The organism is Nonomuraea sp. NPDC050310, assembly GCF_040655795.1.
GTDB lineage: Bacteria > Actinomycetota > Actinomycetes > Streptosporangiales > Streptosporangiaceae > Nonomuraea.
Genome location: NZ_JBFAKP010000004.1, coordinates 331395 through 348629, shown reverse-complemented (window position 1 = coordinate 348629; position 17235 = coordinate 331395). Strand labels below are relative to the sequence as shown.

Sequence of the window (17235 nt, the reverse complement as noted above, 5' to 3'; positions counted from 1 at the left end):
CTGCTCATGTGCCACTCTCCTGCTGTTCTTGCTCGGCCAGCGCCTTTTGGGCCGCCGCGGCCGACTTCGTGCCCGCGCGCCTGCGCAAGACCCATTTCTCGATGGTGCGCTGACGCGCCCTGGCCACCCCGATCGCTCCCGGGGGGACGTCCTCGTTGATGACGGAGCCGGCTGCCGTGTAGGCGCCGTCGCCCACGGTCACCGGCGCGACGAGGGAGGTGTCGCAGCCGATGAACGCGCCGTCGCGCACCGTGGTGCGGTGCTTGTCGACGCCGTCGTAGTTGACGAACACCGTGGAGGCGCCGACGTTGACGTCGACCCCCAGCGTGGCGTCGCCGACGTAGGTGAGGTGCGGGACCTTGGAGCGGTCGCCGACCGTGCTGTTCTTGATCTCGACGAAGGTGCCGGCCTTGGCCCGCACGCCGAGCTCCGCGCCGGGCCTGAGGTAGGCGTACGGGCCCACCTGCGCCTCGGGGCCGATGACCGCGCTCTCGCACACCGCGTTGCGCACCTTGGCGCCCGGGCCGACCCGCGTGTCGGTCAGCGTGGCGCCGGGGCCGATCTCGGCGCCGGTCTCGGCGTGCGTAGCACCGCGGAGCTGCGTGTTCTGGAAGACGGTGACGTCGGGCTCCAGCGTGACCTGGACGTCCACCCACACGCTCTCGGGGTCGACCACGGTGACACCGGCGCGCATGTGCGCCTCCAGCAACCGCCGGTTGAGCACCTTGCGGGCGAAGGCGAGCTGGACGCGGTCGTTGACGCCCTCGACCTCGACGTAGTCGGCGGCCACGTGCGCGCCGACCCGGTGCCCCTCCTCGCGCAGGATGGACAGCACGTCGGTGAGGTACTCCTCGCCCTGGGCGTTGTCGGTCGAGACGCGCTTGACCGCGTCGGCCAGGAGCAGGCCGTCGAAGGCGTAGACGCCGGAGTTGATCTCGCGCAGGGCGCGCTGGGCGGGCGTGGCGTCCTTCTCCTCGACGATCTCCAGCACGGCGCCCGCCTCGTCGCGGATGATCCGGCCGTAGCCGGTCGGCGCGGGGACCTCGGCGGTCAGCACGGTGACCGCGTTGCCGTCCTCGGCGTGCCGTACGAGCAGGCCGGCCAGGGTCTCGCCGCGCAGCAGCGGCGTGTCGCCGTAGGTCACCAGGACGGTGCCGGCGATCGTGCCGACCTCTTCCAGGACGGTGCGTACGGCGTGGCCGGTGCCGCGCTGCTCGCGCTGGACGACGGCCCGCGCGTCGGGACTGGTCTCGGCCAGATGGCCGCCGACGAGCTCGCGGGCGTGACCGATCACGACGACGAGCTGGGCGGGGTCGAGTTCGCGGGCGGCGGCCAGCATGTGATCCACGAGCGTGCGCCCGCAGACCTCGTGAAGGACCTTGGGGGTCTGGCTCTTCATCCGGGTGCCCTCGCCTGCGGCGAGGACGATCACTGCGGCCGGGCTTACCGGGTTAGGGCGCGGCACACTCACGGACTGAGGCTCCCTGTGACTGGGCGGTTCAGGGCATCTGGTGCGGTACGGCTACCGCACGGCTACCCTCCCGACACGCTGAGGATACCTTCCCGCTCACAGCGCCGTCCCGCCGCCTCCCGTGCAACGTGTTGGCTCCCGGAAGAGGACTCGAACCCCTACAAAGTGGACCAAAACCACTTGTCCTGCCAATTAGACGATCCGGGATCAATCGGACGCCGCGCGCGGCGTGCCGGAACTAGCTTACCGACCTTCGACCGCCCAAGCCGACCGAGATCTTCGCCGCTTGGACAGGCTTATAACAGCCCAGCCGAAATTGGGCAAGGCATGGAACGCACATCAGGGGGCAGGACAGAACGTCACCTTCCCTACATTCGCTTCTTAGCCGTTCCTTAGCTACGGTGGCGTAAGTTACGGTTGCGTAGCCCGGACATACTTCACCATCTGTGTCGTGAGAGGTAGCCCATGACCATCGCCGTCGAACGCCCGGCCCCGACCCCGAAACCCGAGCATGATCCGTCCCGCCGCTCCAAGGCAGAACTCGTCGTCTTCGGTCTCGTCGTCGGGATCCCGCTGATCGCGCTCGCGGCGGCCGTCCCCTTCGCCTGGGGATGGGGCCTGACCTGGACCGATGTCATCATCGCGTTCGTCTTCTACATCTTCTCCGGCCTCGGCGTCACCGTCGGGTTCCACCGGTACTTCACCCACGGCTCCTTCAAGGCCAAGCGCCCGTTGAAGATCGCCCTGGGCATCATGGGCAGCCTCTCCCTGGAGATGTCCGTCCTCGACTGGGTGGCCGTCCACCGCAAGCACCACAAGTTCTCCGACAAGGACGGCGACCCGCACTCCCCGTGGCGCTTCGGCACCAGCTTCGGCGCCCTCACCAAGGGCCTGCTCTACGCCCACATGGGCTGGCTGTTCGAGGCCGAGCGCGCCAACCGCGAGAAGTACGCCCCGGACCTGATGAAGGACCCCGACATCATGAAGATGCACCGGGCCTTCCTGCCGATCGCGCTCTTCTCCATCCTCGGCCCGGCGATCATCGGCGGCCTGGTCACCATGTCCTGGTGGGGCGCCTTCACCGCGCTGTTCTGGGCCTCCTTCGTCCGCATCGGCCTGCTGCACCACGTGACCTGGTCGATCAACTCCATCTGCCACGTCTTCGGCGACGAGCAGTTCGAGTCCCGTGACAAGTCCCGCCAGGTGTGGATCCTCGCGATCCCGTCCTTCGGCGAGTCCTGGCACAACCTGCACCACGCCGAGCCCACCTCCGCCCGCCACGGCGCCCTCAAGGGCCAGTTCGACATCTCCGCCGAGCTGATCCGCATGTTCGAGAAGCTGGGCTGGGCCTACAACGTGCGCTGGCCCACCGCGGAGCGCCTTGCCGCCAAGCGCATCTCCTAGTACCGGCATGATGGAACCTGTGACCTCCCGTAAACGCATGACCGGTCGGGAGCGCCGGGAGCAGTTGATCCGCATCTCCCGCTCGCTCTTCGCAGAAAAGGGATTCGACGCCACCTCCATAGAGGAGGTGGCGGCGACGGCACAGGTTTCCAAACCGGTGGTCTACGAGCATTTCGGCGGTAAGGAAGGACTCTACGCGGTCGTCGTCGACCGCGAGATGCAGAAGTTGCTGGGCATGATCACCGAAGCGCTGGCCGCGTCGCACTCGCTCATCAAGCTGGAGCGCGCGGCCCTTGCCTTGTTGCGGTACATCGAGGAGAGCAGCGAGGGCTTCCAGATCCTCGTCCGCGACTCGCACGCCGCCTCCGGCACCGGCACCTTCGCCAGCCTGATCAGCGAGATCGCCAGCCAGGTGGAAGACGTGCTGGCCGACGAGTTCGTCAGCCGCGGCTACGACCCCAAGCTCGCGCCGATGTACGCGCAGATGCTGGTCGGCATGGTCGCCCTCACCGGGCAATGGTGGCTCGACGTGCGCAAGCCGAGCCGCGAGGAGGTCGCGGCCCACCTGGTCAACCTGGCCTGGAACGGCCTGACCGGACTCAACCCGAGCCCGGCGATCACCGCCGCGACCCGCAACCACATCCCCAGGACGCTGCCGCCCCGGCCGGCCGCCGAGCTCGACCCGCGCGAGGCCGAACGCCAGCGCCGCGAGGCCGAGAAGGCCCGCCTCAAGGAGCAGCGCGAGGCGGAGAAGGCCCGCGAGCGCACGCTGAAGGAGCGCGAGCGGCAACTGCGCGAGGCGGAGAAGGCCGCGGAACGCGCCGAGAAGCTGCGCCAGCGAGAGGCCCGGCTGGCCGAGCGCGCCGCCCGGCTCGCGGGCAAGGAACGCGCCGAGCAGATCACCGTCGAGCGCATCCTCACGGAGCAGCCGGCCCTGGAACAACTGATCGAACCGGTCGTCGAGGGGCAGACAGAGTAATCCGTTGAGCGGGAGTTAACGTGCCGTTCAACGAAGTTGGGCAATATAGCCAATATGTCCGCGGAACTGCTGCACCCTGGAGATGACCTGCCCCTGCCCCAGGAGCGCTTCCTCAACCGGGAAGAGAGCTGGCTGCAGTTCAACGAACGGGTGCTGGAGCTGGCCGAAGATCCCTCGCTTCCCCTTCTAGAGCGAGTGCGCTTCCTGGCCATCTTCTCCAGCAACCTGGACGAGTTCTTCCGGGTGCGGGTGGCAGGTCTCAAACGCCGCATGGCCACCGGGTTGTTGTTGCGGACCAAGAGCGGGCTCAAGCCGCGCGAGGAGCTGGCGCGCATCGGCACCATCGCCGACGGCCTGGCCAAGCGGCACGCCGACGTCTTCCACGAGCGCATCTGCCCGCAGCTCGCCGCCGAGGGCATCGAGATCGTGCGGTGGGAGGACCTGGCTCGCGAGGAGCGCACGGAGCTGCGCAAACTGTTCCGCGAGCGGATCCGGCCGGTGCTCACGCCGCTGGCCGTCGACCCCGCACACCCTTTTCCGTATATTTCAGGACTGTCGCTGAATCTGGCCGTCGTGGTGCGCAACCCGGCCAACGACCACACCGTCTTCGCCCGGGTGAAGGTGCCCTCCCAGCTCCCGCGCTTCGTCGCCGCCTCCAAGGAGCGCTTCGTCCCGCTGGAGGACGTCATCGCCGCCCACCTCGGACAGCTCTTCAAGGGCATGGAGATCGTCCAGCACCACGTCTTCCGCGTCACCCGCAACGAGGACCTCGACGTCGACGAGGACGTGACCGAGAACCTCATGCAGGCCCTGGAGCGCGAACTGCTCAAGCGCCGCTTCGGCCCGCCGGTCCGCCTGGAGGTCGAGGAGACGATCAGCCCCGAGGTGCTGCGCCTGCTGGTCCAGGAACTCGACGTGGCGCCGCACGAGATCTACCGGGTCCAGGGCCCGCTCGACCTCAGTGGGCTGCACGCCATCGCCGACCTCGACCGCTCCGAGCTCAGCTACCGGCCCTTCGTGCCCGCCGAGGCCGTGCACGCCGAGGACGACGTCTTCGCCGTGCTGCGCGAGCGCGACCTGCTCGTCCAGCACCCCTACGACTCCTTCGCCACCAGCGTGCAGCGCTTCATCGAGGCCGCCGCCGCCGACCCCGACGTGCTGGCGATCAAGCAGACGCTCTACCGGACCAGTGGCGACTCCCCCATCGTGGACGCGCTGATCGACGCGGCCGAGGCGGGCAAGCAGGTCGTGGTGGTGGTCGAGATCAAGGCCCGCTTCGATGAGCACGCCAACATCGAATGGGCGCGCAAGCTGGAGAAGGCCGGCTGCCACGTCGTCTACGGCGTGGTCGGGCTCAAGACGCACTGCAAGCTGGCCCTGGTCGTGCGCCAGGAGGCCGACGGCGAGCTGCGGCGCTACTGCCACATCGGGACGGGCAACTACAACCCCAAGACCGCGCGCCTCTACGAGGACTTCGGGCTGCTCACCTCCGACCCGCTGGTCGGCGAGGACGTCACCGACCTGTTCATCCACCTCACCGGCTACAGCAACCACTCGGCCTACCGGCGGCTGCTGGTCGCGCCGCACTCGCTGCGCGGCGGGCTGCTCGCGCGGATCGAGCGGGAGATCGCCCACCAGTCGGCCGGGCGCCCGGCCAGGATCAGGATCAAGACCAACTCGCTGGTCGACGAGGAGATGATCGACGCGCTCTACCGGGCGTCGCGGGCCGGCGTGCCGGTCGACCTCTGGGTGCGCGGCATCTGCACGCTCCGACCCGGCATCCCCGACCTGTCGGAGAACATCCGCGTTCGGTCAATCTTGGGGCGGTTTTTGGAGCACTCCCGGATTTATGAGTTCGGACTGGGCAGGCGTCCAGAGGTGTGGATCGGCAGCGCGGACCTCATGCGCCGCAACCTCGACCGGCGGGTCGAAGCCCTGGTCAAGGTCACCGGTCAGCAGCACCGCGCCTACCTGATCGAGCTCATGGACCTCGCGATGGCCGACACCACCAGCTCGTGGTGGCTCAACTCCGACGGCACCTGGACCCGCCAGCCCGGCGACGACCTGCAGAGCCACCTGATCGGCACCCGGCGGTGGAGGACCGTTGACAACTGAGATCCGCGCGGCCGGCGCCGTCGTCTGGCGAGGCGACGAGCACGCTCCCGAGGTCGCGCTCATCCACCGGCCGCGCTACGACGACTGGACCTTCCCCAAGGGCAAGGCCAAGGCCGGCGAGCACGACCTGGCCTGCGCGCTGCGCGAGGTGCAGGAGGAGACCGGGTTCACCGTCGTGCTCGGCCGGCCCCTGCCCACCAGCCACTACCTCCACCTCGACCGGCCCAAGCGGGTGCGGTACTGGTCGGCCCGCGTCGTCTCGGGCGACTTCGCTCCCGGACCCGAGGCCGACGACCTGAAGTGGGTGCCGCTGCACCAGGCGCACCACCGGCTCAGCTACGACCGCGACCGGGCCCTGCTCGGCGAGCTGCTCACCGCGCCGCTCGCCTCCGAACCGCTCATCTTCGTACGGCACGGCACCGCGGGCTCGCGTGAGGCCTGGCACGGGCCCGACCACCTGCGGCCGCTCGACGCCCAGGGGCACGTCCAGGCGCGCACGCTCGCGGGCATCCTGCCGGCCTACGGCCCCGGACTGCTGATGAGCTCGCCCAGCCTGCGGTGCGTGCAGACGCTGGAGCCGTACAGCACGGACATGGTCCTGGAGCCGCTGCTCAGCGAGGAGGGCATGGACCCGGCCAAGACCCCGGCCCTGGTCGCCGCGCTCACCGGGGCGGCCGTGCTGTCCACGCACGGGAAGGTGCTGAGCGAGCTGCTGGGGCTGCGGCTGGAGAAGGGCGAGCTCGCCGTACGGCACCGCGCCGACGGCCGGGTGATCGCCGAAGAGCGCCACCACACCGCCTGACTGTGCCCCCTCCTGTCCTTTCTGGTGCGGCGGCCTTCTTGTGCGGCGCTCAGAGCGACTTGGCCACCTTCTTGCCCGCCTTCTTCCACACCCCCGCAAAGTCGGCGTGCGCCTGCTCCGCCCGCGCCCGCTCGATCCCGATGAGCAGGCCGTACGTGAACGTGTCCTCCCCAGCCCGCCGAGCCACCTCGGCCTCCTTGAGCAAGGTCTCCTGCGCCACCACCCCATCCTGGTGCCGCCCGAGCACCTCCTGGATCGCCTTGGCCCCGGACGCCAGCCCCGCCATCCGCTTGCCAAGCACCGGACTCAGCGCCTCAGCCGTGTAACGAGCCCGCTTGGCCGCCTTACGCACCTCATGCATGGCCAGCTCCAGACGCTCGGGCTCCTCGATCGCCTGAGCCTCGTCGTAGGCCTCCGTCACCCGCTCCCACCCCTTGGCCGCGGCCCGCCTGAGCGTGCCGGTGGCCGGCGCGGCGGCCCGCTTGCTCAACTCCGGCTCCGCCAGCAGCCGATCGAGCCCGTCGAGCAACGCGAAGTACCGCTCACCGCGCATCGCCTCACGGATCCGGCCATGGGCCTGCTGCTCACGCCCGTGCAGATCGTCGCCAAGCCGGGCCTGGACCGGCCCGGCGAGCAGCTCGGGCGCGAGCCCGCGCAGGTGACCGGCGAAACGGGCGCGCATGACCTCCAGGTCGCGGGCCTCGCCCAGCACCTGGCCGAGCCAGCGCAGTTCGTCCTGAAGGTGGTCGGTGCCGGTGATGACCGCCTTGAAGGCTTTCAGCGCGCTCCGCAGTCGCCTGGACGCCACCCGCATCTGGTGGACGGCGTCCTTCTCCGCCTGCCGTACCCGGGGATCCTGGGACAGCACCGCGGCGACCTGCGTGCCCAGGTAGTCCATGACGACCTCGCCGGCGCTGCCGGACTTGGTGACGACCCGGTCGAGAGGCTGGGGCTCCAGCAGCCGGGCGAGCTTGCTGGCTCCGGCCGCGGGCGTGGCTCCGGCCTTGCGCAGCCGCTTGCCCACCTTGGCCAGCAGCTTCTCGTCGCCGTCCAGCACCTCGGCCTCGACCTCGCGCCAGCGCACCGGCTCGCGGCCGAGCGCCGTGCCCTTGACGCGGTCGTCGGCCACCTCGACCAGGTTGCCGAGCCGGATGGCGGTGCGCTTGGTGTCGAGCTCGGCGACGACCTGCAGGTCCGCGCCGCGGGTGTACCCCGCGACCAGGTCGGCCAGGTCCTCCGGGACGACCTTCACGCTCCGCGTGAGCGGACGGGCGATCTCCAGGCGGCCGCGGGCGGCGGGAAGCTTCAAATGCCAGCCGGGATCGGCGCCGCCGCGCCGCCGCCGCAGGGTGATGCCCCGGCGGGCCAGCCGCAGGTCGGGAGTGTCGTAGTACAGGGCGACGAGCTGGTAGGTCGTCGTCCGCACCGGGTCGGCCAGGCCGCTCAGATCCGGCACCTGGTAGTCGGGCGGTACGTCGAACTTGTCCTCGATCTCGATGCCCACTAGACCCCCTAGACGGCTGATTTCGGACAATCATGCCACCCGAAGGTGAACATCACACGGGCTGGAGCAGCTCGATTCGATTCCCCACCGGGTCTTTGACGTAAATCCGCCGGTAGCCCGGAAAAAGGTCATCCGGAATGGCGCCGGGGATGAGCTGGGCGAGTTCGTCGAGATTATCGACGAGAAAGGCGAAATGCGCCTTCTGGGGCGGCTCGAAGCCCTCCTCGATGCCGAGGTGCAGCTCGACCCCCGGACCGCGGAACCAGACGCCGCCCCGCTTGGCGAGCTCAGGCGGCTTCGGCACCTCGGTCAGGCCGAGAATTCCCGCGTAGAACTCCCTGAGCCGCGGCTCGCTGCCGGCCGGTGCGGCCAGGAGCACATGATGGAATGCGACGATCATTTCTCGGCCACCACGAAGATTCGCCGGAAGGGAAAGGCCGTGCCGTACGGCTTGCGCGGATAGACGGCGTTGAGCTGTTCGCCCAACTCCTGGGTGAATTCCTGCGCTTCCGCCTCGGTCAGGCGGTCGAACACCGGGCGCAGCGCGGTGCCGGAGATCCACTTGAGCACCGCGTCCTCGCCCTGCAGCAGGTGGACGTAGGTCGTCTCCCACGCGTCCACCCGGCAGCCGAGGCCGGTCAGCCGGTCGAGGTAGTCCACCGGGTCGTCCACCGGGCGCTCCCGCGGCAGGTCGCCGAGCTTGGACCGCCACCGGCCGGCCTGGCACATCTCCCTGATCAGCCGGTGGCTGTCGGCGTCGAAGTTGCCCGGCACCTGGAACGCCAGCCGGCCGTTCGGCGCCAGCAGGCCCACCCAGGTGGCCAGCAGCTCGCGATGGGTCGGCACCCACTGGAGCAGCGCGTTCGAGACCAGCACGTCCACCGGGCGGTCGGGGCGCCAGGTCGTCGCGTCGGCCACCTCGAACGTCAGACCCACGTCCACGGGCGTCTTGTCGATCATCTTCGGCGAGGAGTCGAACCCGTGGACCGCGGCGTCGGGCCAGCGGTCCTTCAGCGTCCTGGTCAGCTCGCCCGAACCGCAGCCCGCGTCGACCACGTATTCCGGCTCCACGGCGGCGATCCTTTTGACAAGATCGAAGAACGGCCGGGAGCGCTCGTCGGCGTAAGTTGCGTAGACCTGCGGATCCCAGATATCTCTCGACATGAAGATAATTGATATCAAGAGAGATATCTCGACGTCAAGACAGTAAACTCTGTCGCTATGAACACCGATGAGGTCGACCGGCTGGTCTCCGCCTGGCGGCAGGAGCGTCCCGACCTGGACGTCGAGCCGCTCCAGGTGCTCAGCCGGGTCTCGCGTCTGGCCAAGCACCTCGACCGTGCCCGTCGTGCCGCCTTCGCCGAGCACGACCTCGAGCCTTGGGAGTTCGACGTCCTCACCGCCCTGCGCCGGGCGGGCAAGCCTTATGAGCTCTCGCCGGGGGCCCTGTTGCGGGCCACCCTGGTCACTTCCGGGACGATGACCAACCGCATCGACCGCCTGGCCCAGGCCGGACTGGTCCGCCGCCGCCCCGACCCCGAGGACCGCCGTGGCGTCCTCGTCTCCCTCACCCCCGAGGGGCTGGAGCGGGTGGACGCCGCCTTCTCCGACCTGCTCCGCCGCGAGCGCGAACTGCTGGCCGGCCTGGGCGCCGCCGACCAGCGCTCCCTGGCCGACCTCCTCCGCACCCTCCTGGCCCCCTTCGACACCTGACAGCCCCCGGGCCCCCCACGAGCCCAGGCCACCCTCACGAGCCCCCGGCCCCTACCGCAGCCACCTTCTGGGCCACCTGGCCTGGCCGCCCGCACAGCCTCCCCGGTGGGGCCCCCGCACCCCACCCAGAGGAGCCCGGCCTCAGGTCCTACGGCTCACTGCCAGAGCAGCCGCTGTTCACTCCCCGAGCCGCTCCGCAAGCTCAAGCCACTCGCCCTCAACGGCATCCTTCTGCGCCAGCACATCCCGCAACTGCGCGTCGAGCTCCCCCACCCGCACATAGTCGCTGGCCGCATCCGCCATGGCCGCGTGCAGCTTGGCCTCCTGCCCGCCAAGCTTGTCGAGCTGCCGCTCCAACCGGTTGAGCTCCTTCCGAAGCTCCCGCTCCTCCTTGGCCGACAACCCCGCCGCATCCAGGCCAGGCGCCTCCACCACCTCAGAGACAGCCCCACCCCCGGCAGCGGCCTTCCCCGCCACCCGAGCGGTGACCGCGTTCCCCCCGGCCCGCCGCTCCAGGTACTCGTCCACCCCACCGGGCAACATGGACAACCGCCCATCCCCCAGCAGCGCCACGGACCGATCGGTCACCCGCTCCAGGAAGTACCGGTCGTGCGACACCAGGATCAGCGTCCCGGGCCATCCGTCCAGCAGGTCCTCCAGCTCGTTCAACGTCTCGATGTCGAGGTCGTTCGTCGGCTCGTCCAGGAGCAGCACGTTCGGCTCATCCATGATCAACCGCAGCAGTTGCAGCCGCCGCCGCTCCCCGCCGGACAGATCCCCGACGACCTTCCACTGCGCGTCGCCCTTGAACCCGAGCCGCTCCAGGAGCTGCGAAGCACTCCACTCCTTCTTGCCGACCTGGATGTACTTCCGCACCTCCTCCACGGTCTCCAGCACGCGCCGCGTCGGGTCCAGCTCGGCCAGCTCCTGCGACAGGTACGCCAGCCGTACCGTCCGCCCCCGGACCACGCGCCCCGAGTCGGGCTGCACCTGGTCGGCGAGCAACCGCAGCACGCTCGACTTGCCCGACCCGTTGACCCCGATCAGCCCGATCCGGTCACCCGGCCCGAACTGCCACGTCGTCCGATCCAGCACCAGCGGCCCGCTCCCCGGCCCGCCCGCGTGCAGCGTCACATCCTCCAGGTCGTACACCGTCCTGCCCAGCCGCGCGCTCGCGAACTTCAGCAGCTCGACCGTGTCCCGCACCGGAGGCTCATCCGCGATCAGGGCCTGTGCCGCCTCGATCCGGAACTTCGGCTTGGACGTCCGCGCGGGCGGCCCCCGCCGCAGCCACGCGATCTCCTTGCGCATCAGGTTCTGGCGCCGTTCCTCGGCCGCCTGCGCGATCCGGGCCCGCTCCGCCTTGGCCAGCACGTACGCGGCGTACCCGCCCTCGTACCGCTCGACCCGCCCGTCCACGACCTCCCACGTCCGCGTGGACACCGCGTCCAGGAACCACCGGTCGTGTGTCACCACCAGAAGCGCCGACTTCCGCGCCACCAGATGTCCGGCCAGCCACGCGATCGCCTCGATGTCGAGGTGGTTCGTCGGCTCGTCCAGCATGATCAGGTCGTGCTCGTCGATCAGCAGCTTCGCCAGCGCCGCCCGCCGCCGCTCCCCACCCGACAGCTCGGCAGCCTTCGCGTCAAGATCCAGGTCCCCTACCAGGTTCGCCAGAATCTCCCGGATCCCCTGGTCACCGGCCCACTCATGCTCAGGCCGATCCCCCAGGATGATCTCCCGTACGGCTTGCGCCGGATCGAAGTCGTCCCGCTGGGCCAGCAGCCCGATCCGTGTCCCCCTCGTGTGCGTCACCCGCCCGCTGTCGGGCTTGAGGGTGCCCGCTAGAACCGCGATGAGCGTGGACTTGCCGCCGCCGTTCCTGCCCACCACTCCAATGCGCTCGCCCGCCTCGATACCGAGGGAGACGTCGCTGAGAAGCGGCTTGGGACCGAACGCTTGCGAAACAGACTCGAGATTGACCAGATTCATGGCTCTCCAAGGGTATCGGCCTCCCGACACCGCCCATCTCCCCCAGCCCCACCCCGCCCGAGCCGACACCACCCTCGCCAGGCCCCACCCCGCTTGCACGCCTCACCACTGAACCCCAGCCCACCACGTCACCACCGCTCAGCCCAGCCCGCCAGCACCACCATCCCTGGACCCCAGCCCTCCAGCACCACACACCGCTTATCCCAGCCCTCCAGCACCACCACCGCTTATTCCAGCCCGCTAGCACCGCACACCGCTCATCCCAGCCAGCCGGCACTACACACCGCTGAGCTCAGTTAGCCTGCACCACCCACCGCTGAGCCCCTGCCTGCGCGCCCACGGCTGGCCCCCAAGCGCCCCACCACCGCACAGCCCCCGGAACCACCATCGAGCCGCACCACCGCCCCGGCCTGAGCCCTCCTGCCCCCATGGCCAGTCCAGCCCATCCTTCAAGCCAACGAGCCGGCTAGCTAGCCAGCTAGCCAGCGAGGTCCGCCACCAGACCACTCAGACCGGACCCCGGTGCGCGGGCGCCCACCATCAACGGGTTGACCAGACCACGCGCTCTCACCCACCTAGGCGGCCACGATCTGAGCCCCAGGCACCTCTCCATAGGCCGTAACCGCCGTACGACAAACCCCAGCCCCCATCAAGGCCACAGCCAACTCCTCAGCCTGCTCCTCCCCAGCAGCCAGGAACGCACAGGTCGGCCCAGACCCGGACACGATGGCCCCAAGCGCCCCGAGCTCCTGCCCGACCTCCAACGTCCGAGCGAGCGACCGCCGCAACATCACCGCCGCCGGCTGCAGATCATTGGCCAGAAGCGCCCCCAGCCCCGCAGCATCCCCCTCCCGCAGCGCAGCCAGCAGCGGCTCACTAACCTGCGGCCAGGCCACCTTCTCCCCGGTAGCCTCCCGCAGCCGATCGCACTCCCCATACACCGTCGCGGTGGACAACCCCCCGTCAGCCACCGCGAACACCCAGTGAAACCGCCCCCGAGCCGGCACAGGAGTCAACTGCTCCCCCCGCCCCGTCCCCACCGCAGTCCCCCCGAGCAGCGAGAACGGCACATCGCTCCCCAGATCAGCCGCGATCTCCATCAGATCCTCGCGCGGCAGCCCCAACCCCCACAGCTCGTTGCACGCCACCAACGCCCCGGCCGCATCCGCACTGCCGCCAGCCATTCCGCCCGCCACGGGAATCGCCTTCCGAATGATCAGCTCGACCCCGTACGTCCGCCCCGCATGCTTGGCCAGGGCCCGCGCCGCCTGAATCGCCAGGTTGCTGTCGTCCAGCGGCACCTGCTCGACGTTTGCCCCTTCGACTCGCACCGTGACCGCCTCGGACTCCTTGGCGACCACCTCGTCGAAGAGCGAGACAGCGTGGAAGACGTTCACCAGGTCGTGGTAGCCGTCATCCCGTAGCGGTCCCACGGCCAGTTGGACGTTGACCTTGGCGGGCACCCGTACGGTCACCGAGCTCATCGTTCTTCTACTCTCATCCCAGCGATTCGAAGGCTTCTGATCGTATCGGGGACCGTTCCCACGGCAGGCATTCCCCGCAACAAACCCCATCCGAACTGCGGCGATTGCCTGCGTGAGAGCTAAATGCGAAGCCTTCTTTACCTTTCCCCGGCCCCTCCCGGTGCCATGCAGTTCCGACGCCGAGGGGCCGGACCCTAGGGCTGGACTTGGACTTCGGGGCCCGGGCTACGGGAGCCGAACGTCAAGAGCCGGGTGTCGGCGTGGGTCGGAACGGACTGCTCTCGCCGGTACGGGGCGCCCTCCATCGCCTGATCGGGCGGGTGACCAGGTCGGTGGACGACTGGCAGGCGGACGGCCAGGCCGGTGGATTGCCAGGCAGACCGACCACCACCAGACAGCGGACGAGGGCTATCGGAAGCGGTGGTTAGCCGGGGCGGACGGCGCCGCGGTAGATGGGGCGGAAGTACCTGGACTTGAGGAACTGGGTCTTCTTCACGTAGTCGCCGGTCCTGGGGGCGTGGACCATGACGCCGCCGCCCAGGTAGAGGCCGACGTGGGTGGGGTCGCCCTGGCCGCCGCCGAAGAAGACGAGGTCGCCCTTGCGGAGGTCGCGGATGGAGACACGGCGGCCTTGGCGGAATTGGGTGCCGGTGTAGTGGCCCAGCTTCACGCCGGCCTTGGACCAGGCGTAGAGGGTGAGGCCGCTGCAGTCGAAGCCGACCGTTCTGGCGCCTCGGCCTATGCCGCGGGTGGCACCGGTGGAGGAGCCACCGCCCCAGGAAAAGGGGATGCCGAGCTTGGTGAGAGCGGCGGAGGCTGCTCGGTCGCCCTTGGAGAGGCTTGGGGGTGCGGGGGGCTTGGCGGGGCGGTGAGGGGTGGGGCGTTTGGGGGCTGGGCGGTCGGGGTTCGGGTGGTCGGAGCTGGGGCGGCCCGGGTTCGGGCGCTCGGGGTTCGGGTGGTCGGGGTTCGGGCGCTCGGGGGTCGAGCGGCCTGGGGTCGGGCGCTCCGGGTTCGGGTGGCCGGGGGTCGGGCGGCCTGGGGTCGGGCGCTCCGGGTTCGGGTGGCCGGGGGTCGGGCGGCCTGGGGTCGGGCGCTTGGGATTCGGGCGCTTCGGTCCGGATCGGTCCAGGTCCGGCAGACCCGCGCTGGGTCGATCCAGGACAGGCCAGTCGACATCCCATCGGTCGAAGCCTGGGCGGTCCGAGCCGGGCCAATCGACGTCCGGCCGGTGGAAGCCCGGGCGATCCGCGCCCGGCCAGTTGGTGACCCACCGGTCGGAACCTCGGGGGCTGGAGGGAAGGGGCGGGGTGGGCCAGGCGTGGTTGGTGGTCCAGCGGGCTAGCAAGGCGGGCCAGGTCGGGGGGTGGGCTCGGGTGTGGGTCCACTGGACGGCTCGGCGGGATGGGGTTGAGGGGGTAGACGGGTGGGTTGTGAGCGGTTCGGCTCTGTTGTTGGGGTGGGCGGCGTGATTGGCGGGTGGCTGGCTGCGGGTGGTGGGTGGGTTCTTAGGGGCTGAGGGCGGTTCCCCGAGGGCGGTGGAGGGTGGTTCCGCAGAGGCGGTGGAGGGGCTTGTTGGGGTCGACAAGTCATCCCTTGAGGCCGAGAGGGAACCAGTCGGGGCCGAGGCGAGGTCGGCTAGGGGTGAGGAGGGGCTTGTGTGGGTCGACGGCGATTGGGTGGGGTCGAAGGGCGGGGCGGAGTGCGGGGGTGTCGGTTTGGGTGGGGTGGAGGTGAGGGTTATGCCGGCTTTGGATAGGGCTGCGGCGTAGGCGGGGTGGCAGGCGGCGGGAGGGAGGGTGAGGGGGATCTTCACGTGGGTGACGGGGGTGGGGGTGGGGCTGTCGAAGAGGGGGGCGTAGGCGCTGGGGAGGGTGACTGTGCCCTGGCATGGCGTTGGCTGGGAGGGGGCTGCGGTCGCTGGTGGGATGGGGAGGGCGGTGAGGGTGGCGAGCATGCCTCCGCTGATGGTCAGGAGGGCTGGGAAGGCGGGCATTGGGTCTCCTCGAAAGTGAGAGCGAATTGAGGAGGCCAGGATGTGATGGGGGGCGAGCGGGGCCGCAGCGGTGAACGGCGTTCTGTGGATGAGGGTGGCGGTGGGGCGAGGGCTGTGGATATCGCTCGTGACCGCGCTCGGTCCGGGAGACAGCTCGCCGAGCTTTGCGATGGGTGGCCGCATTGGGGAGGCGGCGTTGGCGCTCAGGAGGCAGCTCTGGCGCTCGGGAGGCGGGGGTGTGGCTGGGGTGGGGCTGTCGCTACGAGCAGCGAGGAAGCCCGGGTTCGGGCGTGGGAGTGTGCCTGGGGCATGGACAACCGAGCGGGCTTAGGACGGGCATCCGGCCGCCATCCGTGGCGCCACATTGGGCGGACTGGGTGGGTGGCGGCGACACCGAGCTCTGGGTGACCGGGGGCGACACGGTTTGGGGCTTCGGTTGCCAGTGGCCAGTGCTGGGCTAGGGCGGCGGGCGGCGGCAGCGGCTGCCCCCGGGTGACGGATGGTGACCGGGCTGGGCTACGGCGCCGGGCGGCGGGCGGCGGGCGGCGGCTGCCATCGGGTGGCGGGTGGTGACCGGGCTGGGCATCGGGTGGCGGGCGGATCGTGGGTGGCGGCGGCCGGTGGACGGCGGGATTGCGGATGGGGAGGGGGCGAGGGTGAGCACTGCGGAGGGGGCCCGCGATGGGTGGGGGACAGCCTGGGAGATCGGGCGTTGACGCCCCCGTCCCCGGAGGGTGAGGCGGTCCCGGGGGGGTGGAGGCGGACCCGGGGGTGGAGGCGGACCCGGGGGTGGAGGCGGACCCGGGGGTGGAGGCGGACCCGGGGGTGGAGGCGGACCCGGGGGTGGAGGCGGGCCCGGGAAGGGGCCGGGGAGTCTCCCGGGACGGGACTGGGAGGGGGTGGGGTGGCCGGGGTTAGGTGGGTTTGTGTTCGGCGATGCGGGCGAAGTCGGTGACCTCGAGTTGTTCGCCGCGCAGGGAAGGGTCGACGCCGGCGGCGCGGAGGGCCTGTTCGGCGCGGGCGGCGGTGCCGGCCCAGGTGGAGAGGGCGGCACGGAGGGTCTTGCGGCGCTGGGCAAAGGCGGCGTCGATGGCGGCGAAGACCTCCGCACGGGTGGCCGTGGTGGTGGGCGGGTCACGGCGGACCATGGAGACCAGGCCGGAGTCGACGTTGGGGACAGGCCAGAAGACGGTACGGCCGACGGGGCCGGCGCGGCGGACGTCGGCGTACCAGGCGGCCTTGACGGACGGCACGCCGTACACCTTGGAGCCGGGACGGGCGGCGAGGCGGTCGGCGACCTCGGCCTGAACCATGACCAGGCCCTTGCGGAGGGAGGGGAGCTCCGCGAGAAGGTGGAGGACGACGGGCACGGCGACGTTGTACGGCAGGTTGGCCACGAGCGCGGTGGGCTGGTGGCCGGCGAGGTCGTCGGCGTGGACGCGCATGGCGTCGGCCTCGACGACGGTGAGCCGGTCGCTCAGGCCACGGTCGGCGACGGTGATCGGGAGCTGCCGCGCGAGCACCGGGTCGATCTCGACGGCGACGACTCGCGAGACCTCGTCGAGCAGCGCTAGCGTGAGCGAGCCGAGGCCCGGTCCGACCTCGAGCACGACGTCGGACTCCGCGAGCTCGGCGGTACGGACGATCTTGCGCACCGTGCCGCCGTCGATCACGAAGTTTTGACCCAGCCGCTTCGTGGGACGAAGATCCAGCCTCTGCGCCAAATTACGTATTTCCACGGGACCGAGCAGACTCATACTGTTCCCCTCATCCATCCA

13 protein-coding genes and 1 tRNA gene are annotated in these 17235 nt (G+C 70.1%); 5 read left to right on the top strand and 9 right to left on the bottom strand.

Features of this window, described 5'->3' with window-relative positions:
- Positions 1–4: 4 nt before the first annotated feature.
- Together glmU and AB0I67_RS14765 are read right to left on the bottom strand one after the other, a co-directional pair.
- Positions 5–1471 carry a bifunctional UDP-N-acetylglucosamine diphosphorylase/glucosamine-1-phosphate N-acetyltransferase GlmU gene (gene glmU / locus AB0I67_RS14770; RefSeq protein WP_357923179.1) on the bottom strand — a complete coding sequence of 489 codons (1467 nt, stop codon included), beginning with the start codon at positions 1469–1471 and terminating at the stop codon, positions 5–7.
- Between the two features lie 132 nt (positions 1472–1603).
- Positions 1604–1678, bottom strand: a tRNA-Gln gene (locus tag AB0I67_RS14765).
- A gap of 258 nt (positions 1679–1936) precedes the next feature.
- Here AB0I67_RS14765 and AB0I67_RS14760 point away from each other — a divergent pair.
- Genes AB0I67_RS14760 through AB0I67_RS14745 form a run of 4 tightly spaced genes read left to right on the top strand, consistent with a single transcriptional unit; the run spans position 1937 to position 6771 of the window.
- Positions 1937–2875: a fatty acid desaturase gene (locus AB0I67_RS14760; protein ID WP_357923177.1), complete on the top strand. Its 939-nt coding sequence runs from the start codon at positions 1937–1939 to the stop codon at positions 2873–2875.
- 37 nt (positions 2876–2912) lie between these two features.
- Complete coding sequence (locus AB0I67_RS14755; protein WP_357923175.1) at positions 2913–3854, top strand: TetR/AcrR family transcriptional regulator; 942 nt, start codon at positions 2913–2915, stop codon at positions 3852–3854.
- A 54-nt stretch (positions 3855–3908) separates the two neighbouring features.
- Positions 3909–5969, top strand: coding sequence for an RNA degradosome polyphosphate kinase (locus AB0I67_RS14750; protein WP_357923173.1), 2061 nt, complete (start codon positions 3909–3911; stop codon positions 5967–5969).
- Positions 5959–6771 carry an NUDIX hydrolase gene (locus AB0I67_RS14745; protein WP_357923171.1) on the top strand — a complete coding sequence of 271 codons (813 nt, stop codon included), beginning with the start codon at positions 5959–5961 and terminating at the stop codon, positions 6769–6771. The genes AB0I67_RS14750 and AB0I67_RS14745 overlap by 11 nt, the downstream gene beginning before the upstream one ends.
- Before the next feature lie 49 nt (positions 6772–6820).
- Here AB0I67_RS14745 and AB0I67_RS14740 read toward each other — a convergent pair whose 3' ends face one another.
- From AB0I67_RS14740 to AB0I67_RS14730, 3 genes are read right to left on the bottom strand one after another with little or no spacing between them, the layout of a single operon-like run.
- Positions 6821–8275 (bottom strand): CYTH and CHAD domain-containing protein, encoded by a 1455-nt coding sequence (locus AB0I67_RS14740; protein ID WP_357923169.1) that lies wholly within the window; start codon positions 8273–8275, stop codon positions 6821–6823.
- Between the two features lie 52 nt (positions 8276–8327).
- Positions 8328–8675: a VOC family protein gene (locus AB0I67_RS14735; protein WP_357923167.1), complete on the bottom strand. Its 348-nt coding sequence runs from the start codon at positions 8673–8675 to the stop codon at positions 8328–8330.
- Positions 8672–9439, bottom strand: a complete 768-nt coding sequence (locus tag AB0I67_RS14730; RefSeq protein ID WP_357923165.1) for a trans-aconitate 2-methyltransferase — start codon at positions 9437–9439, stop codon at positions 8672–8674. The genes AB0I67_RS14735 and AB0I67_RS14730 overlap by 4 nt, the downstream gene beginning before the upstream one ends.
- A 57-nt stretch (positions 9440–9496) precedes the next feature.
- Between AB0I67_RS14730 and AB0I67_RS14725 the strand changes: the two genes are divergently transcribed.
- Positions 9497–9988: a MarR family transcriptional regulator gene (locus AB0I67_RS14725; RefSeq protein ID WP_357923163.1), complete on the top strand. Its 492-nt coding sequence runs from the start codon at positions 9497–9499 to the stop codon at positions 9986–9988.
- A 177-nt stretch (positions 9989–10165) separates the two neighbouring features.
- Here the strand turns inward: AB0I67_RS14725 and AB0I67_RS14720 are convergent, their stop codons facing one another.
- The 4 genes from AB0I67_RS14720 to rsmA all read right to left on the bottom strand — a co-directional run bounded on the left by AB0I67_RS14720 (position 10166) and on the right by rsmA (position 17214).
- Positions 10166–11980 (bottom strand): ABC-F family ATP-binding cassette domain-containing protein, encoded by a 1815-nt coding sequence (locus AB0I67_RS14720; protein WP_357923161.1) that lies wholly within the window; start codon positions 11978–11980, stop codon positions 10166–10168.
- A 575-nt stretch (positions 11981–12555) separates the two neighbouring features.
- Entirely contained in the window at positions 12556–13464 is a 909-nt protein-coding gene (locus AB0I67_RS14715) for a 4-(cytidine 5'-diphospho)-2-C-methyl-D-erythritol kinase (protein ID WP_357923159.1), read from the bottom strand.
- A 424-nt stretch (positions 13465–13888) separates the two neighbouring features.
- Positions 13889–15418: an NlpC/P60 family protein gene (locus tag AB0I67_RS14710; protein WP_357923323.1), complete on the bottom strand. Its 1530-nt coding sequence runs from the start codon at positions 15416–15418 to the stop codon at positions 13889–13891.
- Positions 15419–16371: 953 nt separating this feature from the next.
- Positions 16372–17214 (bottom strand): 16S rRNA (adenine(1518)-N(6)/adenine(1519)-N(6))-dimethyltransferase RsmA, encoded by an 843-nt coding sequence (gene rsmA / locus AB0I67_RS14705; protein ID WP_357923157.1) that lies wholly within the window; start codon positions 17212–17214, stop codon positions 16372–16374.
- Between the last annotated feature and the right edge of the window lie 21 nt (positions 17215–17235).